This window comes from Streptomyces sp. NPDC107654 (genome assembly GCF_055639035.1).
In genome coordinates, this window is record NZ_JBVKBI010000018.1 from 50,069 (window position 1) to 64,644 (window position 14,576).

At 72.0% G+C, this 14,576-nt stretch carries 13 protein-coding genes; 6 read left to right on the plus strand and 7 right to left on the minus strand.

All coding sequences use genetic code 11. From position 1 onward, the window contains the following. Positions 1-63: 63 nt before the first annotated feature. Positions 64-1,191, minus strand: coding sequence for an alpha/beta hydrolase (locus tag ACZ7N4_RS27450; protein ID WP_471362693.1), 1,128 nt, complete (start codon positions 1,189-1,191; stop codon positions 64-66). A 225-nt stretch (positions 1,192-1,416) separates the two neighbouring features. On the opposite strand from ACZ7N4_RS27450, the gene ACZ7N4_RS27455 reads away from it, so the two are divergent. The 6 genes from ACZ7N4_RS27455 to ACZ7N4_RS27480 all read left to right on the plus strand — a co-directional run bounded on the left by ACZ7N4_RS27455 (position 1,417) and on the right by ACZ7N4_RS27480 (position 6,658). Continuing rightward, a complete protein-coding gene (locus ACZ7N4_RS27455) occupies positions 1,417-3,225 on the plus strand; it encodes a phosphatidylglycerol lysyltransferase domain-containing protein (protein WP_471362696.1) in 1,809 nt (602 codons plus the stop codon). Between the two features lie 137 nt (positions 3,226-3,362). Continuing rightward, positions 3,363-4,337 carry a dihydropteroate synthase gene (folP, locus tag ACZ7N4_RS27460; RefSeq protein WP_471362699.1) on the plus strand — a complete coding sequence of 325 codons (975 nt, stop codon included), beginning with the start codon at positions 3,363-3,365 and terminating at the stop codon, positions 4,335-4,337. Beyond that, complete coding sequence (locus ACZ7N4_RS27465; RefSeq protein WP_471362702.1) at positions 4,334-4,870, plus strand: nuclear transport factor 2 family protein; 537 nt, start codon at positions 4,334-4,336, stop codon at positions 4,868-4,870. Before folP ends, ACZ7N4_RS27465 begins: the two co-directional genes overlap by 4 nt. Positions 4,871-5,097: 227 nt before the next feature. Then, positions 5,098-5,457 carry a dihydroneopterin aldolase gene (folB, locus tag ACZ7N4_RS27470; protein WP_471362704.1) on the plus strand — a complete coding sequence of 120 codons (360 nt, stop codon included), beginning with the start codon at positions 5,098-5,100 and terminating at the stop codon, positions 5,455-5,457. Further along, complete coding sequence (gene folK, locus ACZ7N4_RS27475; protein WP_471362707.1) at positions 5,454-6,065, plus strand: 2-amino-4-hydroxy-6-hydroxymethyldihydropteridine diphosphokinase; 612 nt, start codon at positions 5,454-5,456, stop codon at positions 6,063-6,065. The genes folB and folK overlap by 4 nt, the downstream gene beginning before the upstream one ends. 104 nt (positions 6,066-6,169) lie before the next feature. Further along, positions 6,170-6,658 carry a DUF3180 domain-containing protein gene (locus ACZ7N4_RS27480; RefSeq protein WP_471362710.1) on the plus strand — a complete coding sequence of 163 codons (489 nt, stop codon included), beginning with the start codon at positions 6,170-6,172 and terminating at the stop codon, positions 6,656-6,658. A gap of 90 nt (positions 6,659-6,748) precedes the next feature. On the opposite strand, the gene folE is transcribed toward ACZ7N4_RS27480, so the two are convergent. The 6 genes from folE to dacB form a co-directional block, all read right to left on the minus strand. After that, positions 6,749-7,354 (minus strand): GTP cyclohydrolase I FolE, encoded by a 606-nt coding sequence (gene folE / locus ACZ7N4_RS27485; protein WP_471362712.1) that lies wholly within the window; start codon positions 7,352-7,354, stop codon positions 6,749-6,751. Positions 7,355-7,505: 151 nt separating this feature from the next. Then, the gene (gene ftsH / locus ACZ7N4_RS27490) at positions 7,506-9,545 is read right to left on the minus strand and encodes an ATP-dependent zinc metalloprotease FtsH (RefSeq protein ID WP_471362714.1); all 2,040 of its coding nucleotides are present in this window, start codon (positions 9,543-9,545) and stop codon (positions 7,506-7,508) included. 195 nt (positions 9,546-9,740) lie between these two features. Next, on the minus strand, positions 9,741-10,301 hold the full coding sequence (gene hpt / locus ACZ7N4_RS27495) for a hypoxanthine phosphoribosyltransferase (protein WP_030342680.1): 561 nt from the start codon (positions 10,299-10,301) through the stop codon (positions 9,741-9,743). Between the two features lie 111 nt (positions 10,302-10,412). Next, positions 10,413-11,468: a tRNA lysidine(34) synthetase TilS gene (gene tilS / locus ACZ7N4_RS27500; RefSeq protein WP_471362718.1), complete on the minus strand. Its 1,056-nt coding sequence runs from the start codon at positions 11,466-11,468 to the stop codon at positions 10,413-10,415. A gap of 192 nt (positions 11,469-11,660) precedes the next feature. Further along, positions 11,661-12,761, minus strand: coding sequence for a zinc-dependent metalloprotease (locus ACZ7N4_RS27505; RefSeq protein ID WP_471362936.1), 1,101 nt, complete (start codon positions 12,759-12,761; stop codon positions 11,661-11,663). A 212-nt stretch (positions 12,762-12,973) separates the two neighbouring features. After that, positions 12,974-14,494 (minus strand): D-alanyl-D-alanine carboxypeptidase/D-alanyl-D-alanine endopeptidase, encoded by a 1,521-nt coding sequence (gene dacB / locus ACZ7N4_RS27510; protein WP_471362720.1) that lies wholly within the window; start codon positions 14,492-14,494, stop codon positions 12,974-12,976. Positions 14,495-14,576: the final 82 nt, after the last annotated feature.

A 14,576-nucleotide genomic window follows, 5' to 3' on the forward strand; every position in this document is an offset into this window, starting at 1 on the left:
GCCCCCGCCCCGTAAAAACACAGCCATCCGCAAGGCTTCACGGGGTGTCAGGACGCCACCGGGTCAGCGGTCGGACAGCCGGCCGCTGACCCACTGGAGGGTGGGCGGGATCTCGCGCCGCCAGGTGTTGAAGTTGTGGCCGCCGCTCTCCAGGATGATCGAGGAAATCCGGGTCAGGTTCGTGGCCTGCACCCGCTCGATGAACTTCATCGTGGACGTGTAGTTGTGTTCGCCGACCCTGCTGCTGGTGACGAGCAGAGAGGTGTCCGGCGCCTCCTCGTGCTCCAGCAGCCAGAACAGGTCGGAACGGTTCTGCAGCTTCTTGTCACCGCGGAAGAGGTCACCGGTGGTGGGGTCGATCGGCGCCTTGTAGTACGGCGAAAGGCCCGCGCCGGCCGTGTACACGTTCGGGTGGTGCATGGCGAGCTTGAGCGCGCAGTAGCCGCCCGTGGAGTCGCCGATGACGCCCCAGCTGCCCGGCCGCTTCCCGGCCCGGTAGTGGCTGAGGACGGCGTCCGGCAGATCTTTGGCGAAAAACGTTTCCGCCTGCGGCCCGCCCGGCACGTCCACGCACTCGGTGTCCCGTGGCGGCGCCACGGTCGGGCGCATCATCACCAGGATCATCGGCTGCATCCGCCCGTCCTTGGCCAGCCGCTGCGCCGTGCTCGGGTAGTTCAGCTTGTCCACCAGCGACCGCGCGGTGCCCGGGTAACCGGTCAGCACGACCGACACCGGGAACGTACGGGTCCGGTACTGCGGCTGGAAGTACTCCGGCGGCAGGTACACGTACGCCGGCGTGACCATGCGGGTCGTACGGCCCACGATGTCGACCTTCTGGATCTGCCCGCCCGTCTCCGGCCGCGAGGCGCGCACGCCCGGCACGTCGGAGGTGGAGACCACCTGGAGCGGGCCGCCGGAGCTGCCGTGGGCCGAGTGGTCGACGACCACGCCCTGGTCGGTCTCCCTGCCGAACAGGTCGGCCCAGCTGGCGTAGAAGCCGAACGCCTGGTTGGCGGCGAGCCCGACGCAGGCGAAGATGGCCACCTGGGTGAACAGCAGCAGGCCGACCCGTCCGCTGACGGCCCGCCAGCTCGTGCGCGCCAGGCGCGGCCACAGCCACACCGTGCCGATGAACAGCACGAGGGCGATCAGTATCGCCAGCACCAGCACTTTGTTGCTCGTGAGACCCATGGCTGCTTCCTGCCTGCGCTTTCCGCCCGCGCGCGGCCACGCTTCGTCGCGTGGACTTGCCCGGGGCTTTCCTTGGCCTTTGACCCGACTTTCCGGTGGGGAGTGAACCTCTCTCCCCGTGACACCGTCCTAGAGGGCGCAATGTCGCCGGACGCCCGATCGGGCCCGGGTCCAAGGTCTCTCGCAGAACTACGGGATGCGATGTCTGTCAGGATAGATGGGGAAATGTCGGACGGGGTTCCGCGCCGATCAAGCCGGGCGCGGCACATACTGCGCGGCCCGCGCCCCGAGACCGTCCCCGTGTGGGTCGGCAGAGCGGCCGCGCTCGTGGGCCTCCTGGACATCGCCGCGGGTGTCTTCCCCCGCTTCCGGCACAGCCGTATGCATGCCATCGCCGAGGTGCTGCCGGGCTCCTTCGGCCCGTTCGCGGCGGCGCTCTCGCTCAGCGCCGGCGTGCTGCTGCTGCTGCTCGCGCACGGGCTCAAGCGCCGCAAGCGCCGGGCCTGGCGGGCCGCGGTCGCGCTGCTCCCGGCGGGCGCGGCGGCACAGTTCGCGTACCGGCACTCGCTCGTCGGCGTCCTCATCGCGGTCGCGCTGCTGGTGCCGCTGCTGCGCCACCGGAACCAGTTCGCGGCGCTGCCGGACCCGCGCAGCAGGTGGCGGGCGCTCGCCAACTTCGTGCTCATGAGCGCCGGTTCGCTCGCCCTCGGCCTGGTCATCGTCAGCGTCCACCCGAACCGGACGATCGGCGACCCGAGTCTTGCCGACCGGCTGACGCACGTCATCTACGGTCTGTTCGGCTTCGAGGGCCCGGTCGACTACCAGGGCAACACCTCCTGGACGGTCGCCTTCTCCCTCGGCGCCCTCGGCTGGATCACCGCGGTCACCACCGTCTACCTGGCCTTCCGCCCCGAGCACCCGGCCGCGCACCTCACCGAGGACGACGAGGTGAAGCTGCGGGCGCTGCTGGAGAAGCACGGCCGGCGCGACTCGCTCGGCCACTTCGCGCTGCGCCGCGACAAAGCGGTCGTGTTCTCGCCGAGCGGCAAGGCCGCCGTCACCTACCGGGTCGTGTCCGGCGTGATGCTCGCCAGCGGCGACCCCATCGGCGACGTCGAGGCCTGGCCCGGTGCCATCGAGCGCTTCATGGACGAGGCCCGGGCCCACTCCTGGACGCCCGCGGTCATGGGCTGCTCGGAGACGGGCGGTGAGGTCTGGACCCGCGAGACCGGTCTGGACGCCCTGGAGCTGGGCGACGAGGCGGTGGTCGACGTGGCGGATTTCTCGCTCGCCGGACGCGCGATGCGCAACGTGCGCCAGATGGTCAAGCGCATCGAGCGGGCCGGCTACGAGACCCGGGTGCGGCGTGTCCGTGACCTCGGCGAGGCCGAGCTGGAGCGGATCCGCCGGGCGGCGGAGGACTGGCGCGGCACGGACACCGAGCGCGGCTTCTCCATGGCGCTCGGCCGCGTCGGCGACCCCTCCGACGGTGACTGCCTGATCGCCACCGCTCACAAGGCCGACGACGCGTCGGACGAGTACGGCGACCTGAAGGCGATCCTCCATTTCGTGCCCTGGGGCAAGGACGGTGCCTCGCTGGACCTGATGCGCCGTGACCGCAGCGCCGACCCCGGCATGAACGAGCTGCTGATCGTCGCCGCCCTGCAGGCCGCGCCGAAGTTCGGCATCACGCGCGTGTCGCTGAACTTCGCGATGTTCCGCTCCGCCCTCGCGCGCGGGGAGAAGATCGGCGCCGGTCCGGTGCTGCGCGCCTGGCGCGGGCTGCTGGTGTTCCTCTCGCGCTGGTTCCAGATCGAGTCGCTGTACAAGTTCAACGCCAAGTTCCAGCCCCGCTGGGAGCCACGGTTCGTGGTCTACCGGGCCTCCGCCGACCTGCCCCGCATCGGCATCGCCGCGATGCAGGCGGAGGGCTTCGTCAACTTCGCCCTGCCGCGCTTCCTGCGCCGGCGCCGGCCGTCCGCCCAGCGCCCCTGTGCCCACGCGGTGGCCGAACGGGACGTCCGAGCGGCCTGAGCAGCGTGAGCCGTCCCGCACCAAGCGGTACGGCCCCGGGACCGGCCCGGGCGGAAGCCCCCACCCCCTCCAGCACCGGGGGCCTCCGCCCGGGCCGCGGCGCGTTCCGGCGACTCCGCTGGGCCTACGCTGAACGTATGAACAACCTCAGCGGGCGCGGCCGAGTCGCCGGCCTTCCGGCATGGGACCGGTGCGCGGTCATGGGGGTCGTGAACGTGACCCCGGACTCCTTCTCCGACGGCGGCCGCTGGTTCGACACGACCGCCGCCGTCAAACACGGCCTGGATCTCGTCGCCGAGGGCGCGGACCTGGTCGACGTCGGCGGCGAGTCCACCCGGCCCGGCGCCACGCGCGTGGACGAGGCGGAGGAGCTGCGGCGGGTCGTCCCCGTGGTGCGCGGCCTCGCCTCCGAGGGAGTCGTCGTGTCCGTCGACACCATGCGCGCCTCCGTCGCCGAACAGGCCCTCGCGGCCGGTGCCGCCCTCGTCAACGACGTCAGCGGCGGCCTCGCCGACCCCGCGATGATCCCGGTGGTCGCCGCCGCGGACGCCCCGTTCGTCGTGATGCACTGGCGCGGCTTCCTCCAGGGCGGCAACGTGAAGGGCGTGTACGAGGACGTCGTCGGGGAGGTCGTGGACGAACTGCGCGCGCGTGTGGAGGCCGTACTGGCCGGCGGCATCGCCCCGGAGCGCATCGTCGTCGACCCGGGTCTCGGCTTCTCCAAGGAGGCCGGGCACGATCTGGCGCTCCTGGCCCACCTCGACCGCCTGCACGCCCTCGGCCACCCCCTGCTGGTCGCCGCCTCGCGCAAGCGGTTCCTCGGCCGGGTCCTGGCCGGCCCCGGGGGCGCTCCCCCGCCCGCCCGGGAGCGCGACGCGGCCACGGCCGCCGTCTCCGCCCTCGCGGCGCACGCCGGCGCGTGGGCGGTGCGCGTGCACGAGGTACGCGCCACCGCGGACGCGGTCCGCGTGGCGCGGGCCGTGGAGGAGGCACGCGAGGCGGGAACAGGCGGGGACGGGGCGCGCGGGGCAGGAGCCCCCGAACCGGGGGCGCGTGCGACGGGAACGGCGCCGGGGGCCGCAGCCGTGCGCGGGGCGGACGGAGACCGGTGAGCGCCCCCCACACCGACGTGGAGCAGGTGGAGGCCGCCAACACCGCCTTCTACGAGGCGCTCGAACGCGGCGATTTCGAGGAGGTCTCCTCCCTCTGGCTGACCCCCGCCGACCTGGGCGTGGACGAGACCTACCACGACCCCGCGGACAGCGGCGTGATCTCCTGCGTCCACCCCGGCTGGCCGGTGCTCACCGGCCGCGGCGAGGTCCTCAGGTCGTACGCCCTGATCATGGCCAACACCGACTACATCCAGTTCTTCCTCACCGATGTGCACGTCTCCGTGACCGGCGACACCGCGCTCGTGACCTGCACCGAGAACATCCTCAGCGGCGGTCCCGCCCCCGAGGAGGGCGCGGAACTGGGGCCGCTGGTCGGCCAGCTCGTCGTCGCCACGAACGTGTTCCGGCGCACCCCCTCCGGCTGGAAGCTCTGGTCGCACCACGCCTCCCCGGTGCTGGCAGAGACCGACGACGACGGCGATGACGACCAGCACGTGAACGGCGTGGATCCGGACGGCGGCCCCCTCGCCTGAGCCGGGAGTGGTTCGCATCACCTGCCGCGGGGTAGAAGCGGCTACCAGTCCGTGACAGGGCCGGGTTCCCCGGGGGAAACGCGCGGTGAACCCTCCGGGCGGGAGCCGGTGCCGAAGCCCCCGCGGCCCGGCTTTGTCGGTGCCCGCGGGTAGATTCGTCTGAGACCGGCGTGCCGCCCGCACGCGGTACCGGCCGGTCGTTCCCGACGATTGCAGGAGTGATTCGCGTGGATCGTGTCGCGCTGCGCGGCCTCAAGGCCCGCGGGCACCACGGTGTGTTCCCCAAGGAGCGCGAGGAGGGCCAGACGTTCATCGTCGACCTCGTCCTCGGCCTGGACACCCGGCCGGCCGCGGCCGACGACGACCTGGCGAAGACCGTGCACTACGGCATCGTGGCCGAGGAGGTCGTGGCCGTGGTCGAGGGTGACCCGGTGGACCTCATCGAGACCCTCGCCGAACGGATCGCCCGGACCTGTCTCAAGCACGAAGGGGTGCAGGAGGTCGAGGTCTGCGTCCACAAGCCGGACGCGCCGATCACCGTCCCCTTCGACGACGTGACCGTCACCATCACCCGGAGCCGAGTATGACCCGACCTTTCCGCCAGGGTCACAGCGACCCGACCGTCCAGCCGGTGCCCGCCTCGGTCGTCGAGAAGGTGGACGCCGCCGACACGACGCTGAGCAACCCCAAGTGGGCGGTGATCTCCATCGGCTCCAACCTCGGCAACCGCCTGGAGACCCTCCAGGGGGCCGTCGACGCCCTGGAGGACACCCCGGGCGTCCGGGTGAAGGCCGTCTCCCCGGTGTACGAGACCGAGCCGTGGGGCGTCGAGCCCGGAAGCCAGCCGTCGTACTTCAACGCGGTCGTGGTCCTCAAGACCACCCTGCCGCCCTCCTCCCTGCTGGAGCGGGCGCACGCCGTCGAGGAGGCCTTCCACCGCGTCCGGGACGAGCGCTGGGGTCCGCGCACGCTGGACGTCGACATCGTCGCCTACGCCGGCGTCACCTCCGACGACCCCCGGCTCACCCTCCCCCACCCGCGTGCCCACGAGCGCGCCTTCGTGCTCGCGCCCTGGCACGACGTGGACCCCGGGGCGCAGCTCCCCGGCCGCGGCACGGTGGCCGATCTGCTGGCCGCCGTCACCCGTGAGGGTGTGGCGCCGCGCGCGGACCTGGAACTCCGGCTGCCCGAGTAGTCGTTAAGGTCGAGACGGGTCACGTCGAGACGGTCAGGACGTCGAGACGGCCAAGCCCAAGACGATCACCGTCCGGGACGGTCCGGGGGAACTGAAGGGACACCGTGAGAGAGCTGCGCATCAGGGTGCTGGCGGGCGTGTTCGTCGTGGCAGGCATCCTGTCCTGGGCGGGCGCCCGCCTCTGGAACTCGGTCGGGACCCTTCCCAGCGTCCCCGTGGCCGCGCCCATCGTCCTCGCGCTGATCGCGGTCGTCCTGCTCTCGACGGCGCTCTCGCTGCGCGCCCGTCTGAGGGCCCAGCGCGAGCGCCGGCCCGGCGCCAAGGGCGTCGACCCCCTGATGGCCGCCCGGGCGGTCGTCTTCGGTCAGGCCAGCGCCCTGGTGGCCGCCCTCGTCGCCGGGATGTACGGCGGCACGGGCGTCTTCCTGCTGGAGCAGCTGGACATCCCGGCCCGCCGCGACCAGGCGATCTACGCCGGCTTCTCGGTGCTGGCCGGTGTCGGCGTGATAGTGGCCGCCGTGTTCCTGGAGCGGGTCTGCAAGCTCCCGGAGGACGACGACCAGAACCACCCCGGCGCGGAGCCGGCGGCCTGACCGCCGGCCCCGCCCGGCGGCGCGTGCAGCACCATCAGACGCCGTGAGACACGTCAGGCACCGTCAGTGCCGTCAGTGCCGTCAGTGCCGTCAGTGCGCCATGATGAGGCTCATCGCCTCGTTCCGCGTCGCCGCGTCCCGCAGCTGACCGCGCACGGCCGAGGTTATGGTCTTCGCGCCCGGCTTGCGGATGCCGCGCATGGACATGCACATGTGCTCGCACTCGACCACGACGATGACACCGCGCGGCTCCAGGATGTCCATCAGGGAGTCCGCGATCTGCGTGGTCATCCGCTCCTGCACCTGCGGCCGGCGGGCGTAGACGTCGACCAGGCGGGCCAGCTTGGACAGGCCGGTGATCTTGCCGGTCTCGGACGGGATGTAACCGACGTGGGCGACACCCCGGAACGGCACCAGGTGGTGTTCACAGGTCGAGTACACCTCGATGTCCTTCACGAGGACCATCTCGTCGTGCCCGAGGTCGAAGGTCGTCGTCAGGACGTCCTCCGGCTTCTGCCACAGGCCGGTGAAGATCTCCCTGTAGGCCCGTGCGACCCGGGCCGGGGTCTCCCGCAGCCCCTCGCGATCCGGGTCCTCACCGACGGCGATCAACAGCTCCCGCACGGCGTTCTCGGCGCGCTTCTCGTCGAACTCGCCGATGCGGCCCTCGCCGTCCAGCGTCACCGGGTCGGTCATCTGGTCCCTCGTTCCTGTGCCTTGCACGCGCGTCTTCCTCGCGTTCCGTCTGCGGACATGCGAAATGCCGCGCCCTCCAGGCTAGAACCCGGGGGGCGCGGCATTCATTCCGGCCCTGCTGGCCGGAACCGCTCTACGCGCGGTCGGCCGGTCAGTTCTCCGGACGGTCCTCCGGAGTCGGCTCCGTCACCGGGGCGGACTCCGCCGCCGTCGACTTGGCCGTGCTGATCGACGCCGTCGCGCCGTTCGCACCGTTGGTCAGTGCCAGCTCCTTCGGGGAGAGCACCGGCGGGCGGGTGGACGGGGTGCGGCGGGAAGAGCCGGTCCAGGCGGGCCGCGGCGGACGCTTGACGATGGGGGCGAAGATCTCGGCGATCTCCTCCTTGCCCAGCGTCTCCTTCTCCAGCAGCTGCAGGACGAGGTTGTCGAGCACGTCGCGGTTCTCGACCAGGATCTCCCAGGCCTCGTTGTGCGCGGTCTCGATCAGCTTCTTGACCTCCTCGTCCACCAGCGCGGCGACCTCCTCGGAGTAGTCGCGCTGGTGAGCCATCTCACGGCCGAGGAAGGGCTCGCTGTTGTCGCCGCCGAACTTGATCGCGCCGAGACGCTCGGTCATGCCGTACTGCGTGACCATCGCGCGGGCCAGGTTGGTGGCCTTCTCGATGTCGTTCGCGGCACCCGTGGTCGGGTCGTGGAAGACCAGTTCCTCGGCCGCCCGGCCGCCCAGCATGTAGGCGAGCTGGTCGAGCATCTCGTTGCGGGTGGTCGAGTACTTGTCCTCGTCCGGCAGGACCATCGTGTAGCCGAGGGCGCGCCCGCGGGACAGGATCGTGATCTTGTGTACCGGGTCGGAGTTCGGCGAGGCCGCCGCGACCAGGGCGTGACCGCCCTCGTGGTACGCGGTGATCTTCTTCTCCTTGTCCGACATGATCCGGGTCCGCTTCTGCGGGCCCGCGACCACGCGGTCGATCGCCTCGTCCAGCGCCTTGTTGTCGATCAGCTTCTGGTCGCCGCGGGCGGTGAGCAGGGCGGCCTCGTTCAGCACGTTGGCGAGGTCGGCACCGGTCATGCCCGGGGTGCGGCGGGCCACGGCGGACAGGTCGACGTCGGGCGCGACCGGCTTGCCCTTCTGGTGGACCTTGAGGATCTCCAGTCGGCCCTGCAGGTCCGGCGGGTCGACCGCGATCTGCCGGTCGAAGCGGCCGGGACGCAGCAGCGCCGGGTCCAGGATGTCCGGGCGGTTCGTGGCGGCGATCAGGATGACGCCGCCCTTGACGTCGAAGCCGTCCATCTCGACCAGCAGCTGGTTCAGGGTCTGCTCGCGCTCGTCGTGACCACCGCCGAGGCCGGCGCCGCGGTGGCGGCCGACCGCGTCGATCTCGTCGACGAAGACGATCGCCGGGGCGTTCGCCTTGGCCTGCTCGAACAGGTCACGGACCCGGGAGGCACCGACACCGACGAACATCTCGACGAAGTCCGAGCCGGAGATCGAGTAGAACGGGACGCCCGCCTCGCCGGCGACGGCGCGCGCGAGCAGGGTCTTGCCGGTACCCGGGCGGCCGTAGAGCAGCACGCCCTTGGGGATCTTGGCGCCGACGGCCTGGAACTTGGCCGGCTCCTGCAGGAACTCCTTGATCTCCTGGAGTTCCTCGACGGCCTCGTCACAGCCGGCGACGTCGGAGAAGGTCGTCTTCGGGGTGTCCTTGGTGATGAGCTTCGCCTTGGACTTCCCGAAGTTCATGACCCGGGATCCGCCGCCCTGCATCTGGTTCATCAGGAACAGGAAGACGACCACGATCAGGACGAAGGGCAGCAGGGAGAGCAGGACGCCGACGAACGGGTTCTGCTTGGACGGCGAGACCGTGTAGCCGTCCGTGATCTGCTTTTCCTGGTACTTGGTCTGCAGCGTTCCGGCCAGCTGCACGCCCTGGTCGCCGATGTAGCTCGCCTGGATCTTGGAGCTGCCCTGGACCTTGTAGCCGTCCTTGAGCGTGACCTTGATGCTCTGCTCGTCACCGGTGGTGAGCTTGGCCGACTCGACCTTGTTGTCGTTGATCGCCGCCACGACCTGGCCGGTGTCCACCGTCTTGTAGCCGCCGGACGAGCCGACGACCTGCATCAACACGACCACGGCAAGGACGGCCAGCACGATCCACATGACCGGCCCACGGAAGTATCGCTTCACGTCCATCCATACGGAGCGGTGCCGCCCCGTCCCTCCTGCCATAGTGAGTTTGATAAGACAGTTCTTCTGACGGTACCCCAGCATTGTTGCCCGAAGCCGCGCGGAGCCGTTTCGGCGGCTGGGGATCCCGTCTCTGCATGCTCCAACGGTCCGGGAGCCGCTGGGGTTCCCGATCATCCCGGCGCGCTTGCGCCGAGTGGCTCAGCCGCCGTAGACGTGGGGCGCGAGCGTACCGACGAACGGCAGGTTGCGGTACTTCTCGGCGTAGTCGAGGCCGTAGCCCACGACGAACTCGTTCGGGATGTCGAAGCCGACCCACTCGACGTCGATGGCGACCTTGGCGGCGTCCGGCTTGCGCAGCAGCGTGCACACCTTCAGGGACGCGGGCTCGCGCGAACCGAGGTTGTTGATCAGCCAGGACAGGGTCAGCCCGGAGTCGATGATGTCCTCGACGATCAGGACGTGCCGGCCCTTGATGTCGGTGTCGAGGTCCTTGAGGATGCGCACGACCCCGGAGGACTGGGTGCCCGCGCCGTAGGAGGACACGGCCATCCAGTCCATGGTGACGGGGGTGGACAGCGCCCGGGCGAGGTCCGCCATGACCATCACCGCACCCTTGAGCACACCGACGATCAGCAGGTCCTTGCCCGCGTACTCCGCGTCGATCTTCGCGGCCAGCTCGGCCAGCTTCGCGTCGATCTCTTCCTTGGTGATGAGCACCTGCTGGAGGTCGGCACCCATGTCTTTCGCGTCCACCCGCATCACTTTCGGTCGTCCCGCACTTACGGCCGCGAGCGCGGCCACCGGCTCCGGCCGCACACACGGCCTCCGGCCGCCCGGCCCGCCGGAGCGTCGCTCCGGGAAGGTCGGGATTCAGCCTTGCCGAATCACCAGTCTGCCACCCTGCCGCTGGGCGACGACCCTGCCCGGGAGATTGATGGCTCCCTGGCCGCGCCAGCCGGTGATCAGACGGTCGATCTCCTCGATGTGACGGGCGAACAGCGCGCCGGCCGGAGCACCGGCCTCGATGGCGGCGCGGCGCAGGATCCGGCGGCGTACGGCGGGCGGGAGGGCGTAGAGCTTGGCGCACTCCAGCAGGCCGGCGGCGTCACGAACCGAGGCCTCGGCCTGGCGGGCCCAGGTGTCCAGGGCGTCGGCGTCGTCGCGGGAGAGCTGGGCGGTACGGGCGAGCGCCTCCACGACGCCCTTGCCGAGGGCCTTCTCCAGGGCGGGCAGGCCCTCGTGCCGGAGGCGGGAGCGGGTGTAGGCGGGGTCGGCGTTGTGCGGGTCGTCCCAGACGGGCAGGGACTGGGCCATGCAGGCCTTGCGGGCGGTCTGCCGGTCGAGCTGCAGGAAGGGCCGCCGGTAACGGCCGTCGGCCCCCGAGACCGCGGCCATGCCGGACAGGGAGCGGATGCCGGAGCCGCGGGCGAGGCCCAGCAGGACGGTTTCGGCCTGGTCGTCGCGGGTGTGGCCGAGCAGGATCGCGGCGGCGCCGTGGCGTTCGGCCGCGGCGTCCAGGGCGGCGTAGCGGGCGTCGCGGGCGGCGGCCTCGGGGCCTCCCTCGCGGCCGACGGTGACGGCGACGGACTCGACCGGGTCGAGCCCGAGCCCCCGCAGTCGCAGGACGACCTCGTCGGCGCGGAGGTCGGAGCCGGGCTGGAGGCCGTGGTCGACGGTGATCCCGCCGGCCCGGACGCCGAGTTTGGGGGCCTCGAAGGCGAGGGCGGAGGCGAGGGCCACGGAGTCGGCGCCGCCGGAGCACGCGACGAGGACGAGCGGGGAGGGGGGCCGCTCGGGCGTCCGGTCCGGGTGCGCGCCGACGAGCTGCGGGCCCGGGCGCACGCGGGAGGTCTGGTCGTTGAGGATGTCGTGGAGGACGCGGCGGACCGCCAGGCGTATCGCCGCGACCGCAGGATGGGGACCCATGTCCGGTTCCCTTCATGAAGTTTTTCGGGGGGTGAGCCCGAGACGGTCACTCAGAGTGCGTCGATGGTGACAGAAGCGGGCCGTTCCCCGAGCATTGCACGCCTACGCATGGCTCACGGTCCCTCGGACGGGTGATTGGAGGGGCGTTCGCCTGCCGTCGGCCGGATTCGTTTCACGACCTCCCCGGGCCGTTCACGACTCGGTCTTGCGGTGCACCCGCGCGACCCAGTCCGCCGGTTTGGCGATCTCCGCCTTGGTGGGCAGGGTGTTGGGCGAGGTCCACACACGGTTGAAGCCGTCCACGCCGACCTCGTCGACCACGCCCCGCACGAAGCGTTCGCCGTCGCGGTACTGCTTCAGCTTGGCGTCCAGGCCCAGCAGCCTGCGCAGGGCGAGGTCGAGCCGGGAGGCGCCCTTCGCGCGGCGCTGCTGGAACTTCTCCCGGATCTCCGCGACGGTCGGTACGACGCTCGGCCCGACGCCGTCCATGACGTAGTCGGCGTGGCCCTCCAGCAAGGACATCACGGCCGTCAGGCGGGCGAGGATCTCGCGCTGGGCGGGGGTCTGCACCAGCTCCACGAGGGAGCGGCCGCCGTCCTCCTCCTCGCCCTCGGGGCGCCCGCCGGCGAGGGACTGGGCGGCGTCCCGGATGCGCTCCAGGAAGGCCATCGGGTCCACGTCGGTCTCCGCCAAGAACGACTGGATTTCGCCCTCCAGGTGGTCCCGGAGCCAGGGCACGGCGGTGAACTGCGTGCGGTGGGTCTCCTCGTGCAGGCACACCCAGAGGCGGAAGTCGTGCGGCTCGACGTCGAGTTCGCGCTCCACGTGGACGATGTTGGGCGCGACCAGCAGCAGCCGGCCGCCGCCGTTCTCGCCGGCCGGGAGGTCGCGGGTGGCGGGGGCGAAGGTCTCGTACTGGCCGAGGACGCGGGAGGACAGGAACGACAGGAGCATGCCGAGTTCCACGCCGGTCACCTTGCCGCCGACGGCGCCCAGGACGGCGCTGCCCGGGTTGCCGCCGCGCCGCTCCTGCATCTTCTCCAGGAGCGGCCGGAGGATCTCCCGGAAGCCGGCGACGTTGGCCCGGACCCAGCCGGGGCGGTCGACGACGAGGACGGGGGTGTCGTGGGTCTCCTCGGTGCCCATACGAGTGAAGCCCCGGACGTGTTCCTCCGAGGCCTTCGCGTGCCGGCGCAGCTCCGCGACGACGGCCCTGGCCTCGTCGCGGCTGACGTCGGGACCGGGGCGTACGAGCCGTGTCGCGGTTGCCACCGCGAGGTTCCAGTCGACCATCCCGGGAGATGCGGTGCCGCCGAAGCCAGTCATGCTGTCAACCGTACGTGAGCGGCACCGGTTGGGGCAGCCGTCCGGGGCCGGCAGGGCGTGAGGGCGCCCCCGGCCGCCCGGTCCCGCGGGCCACGCCCGGCCCCGTCCGGCCTTGCGGAACGCCTGCCCACGGCGGTACGGCGGTACGGCCACGCGGTCGTGCGGTCCGCCGGCGCCGGTTACCCCGTCAGTGCCGTCGCCGCCTTGTCCAGGGCCGCCTGGGCCTCCGAGGCGTTCGGGGTGTTCGAGGCGAGGAAGGCGAAGGCCAGGAGGTGTCCTGTCCGGTCCACGACCGTGCCGGCGAGGGTGTTCACACCGGTCAGGGTGCCGGTCTTGGCGCGGACGAGGCCGGAGGCGCCGTCGGTGTAGCGGGTGGTGAGGGTGCCGGTGAAGCCGGCCACGGGCAGGCCGGTGAGGACGGGGCGCAGGCCGGGGCGGTGCGGGTCGCCCGCCTTGACCAGGAGCGCGGTGAGGAGGTCGGCCGTGAGCCGGTCGTCCCGGTCGAGGCCGCTGCCGTCGTGGAAGGCGGCGCCGGCCATCGGCAGGCCGAGCCCCCGCAGCTGGGTGGCGATGGCCTCGGCGCCGCCGTCGAAGCTGGCCGGCTGCCCGCTCGCCAGGGCCGTGTGGCGGGCCAGGGCCTCCGCGATGTCGTTGTCACTGTTGGTCAGCATCCGCTCGACCAGGGCGGACAGCGGGGGCGAGGAGACGCTCGCGAGGGTCTGCGCGCGCGTGCTGGCCTTGGACGGGCCGGGGTGGGTGGTGGTGATGCCGGCGTTCTTCAGGAAGCCCGCGAACCTGGCCGCCGCGTCCGCCGCCGGGTCGGCGGCGCGGGGCACCGGCCCTCTGGCGGAGTCGTCGGTGCGGCCCTCGTCGACGGTGAGGGCGCTGACCGGGGCGAGGTTGTCGTTGACGCCGATGGGGTGCAGGGCGGGGCCGGTGAAGAGGGTGGTGTCGTAGGACAGGGTGATCCGGTGGATGCCGCGCTTGTCCAGCGCCTTCGCGGTGTCCGCGGCCAGCGTGCGCAGGCCGGCCCAGCCGTCGGCGCGGGGGTGCGCGGTGAGGGTGGGGTCGCCCCCGCCGACCAGGACGAGTTCCCGGGTGTCGGGTTCGAGGGCGGCGCGGGTGGTGAGGCGGTGGTCGGGGCCGAGCGCGGACAGGGCGGCGACCGCGGTGGCGATCTTGGTGGTGGAGGCGGGGGCGAGTGCCCGGCCGGCGTCGGCGTCGTACAGCCGTTCGCCGGTCTGGACGTCGACGACGGCCACCGCGTGGGCGTCGCCGAGCGCCGGGGTGTCGAGGAGGGGGCCGAGGGCGTCCGAGACGGCCTGTGCGCGCGGGGGCGCCTTCCTGGTGCCCACGGCGCCCGTGGTGCCGCCCAGGCCGGTCAGGACGGGTCCGGCGCTCGGCGCGGGCCGGGGCGCCCCCGCGGCCGTACCGGAGCGGCCGTGATCTGCGCCACCTGCTCGCTCCAGGGCGGCGGCGCGGTCCCGCTCGGCCGTACGCTGACCGTTGGCGTCCCAGGGACCGGCCACGGTCACCACGCCGACGGCCAGCGCCAGGCCGACGGTGGCGGCGCCCGCGGTGTACTGCCAGGTCCTGACGGTCCGCGGACGGGGGAGGTGCACAGGCCTGACACGCACGGCCCTCGCCAGCCGCGCGAGGCGCGGTCCGGCGGCCGTCACGGCGTTCGCGATCCGCTCCATCCGCGGTCTCGCGGCTCGCCAAGGCCTCAGCTCTGGCACGACCACCAGCCCCTTTCGCGATCACACACCTGCGTGAGGGACA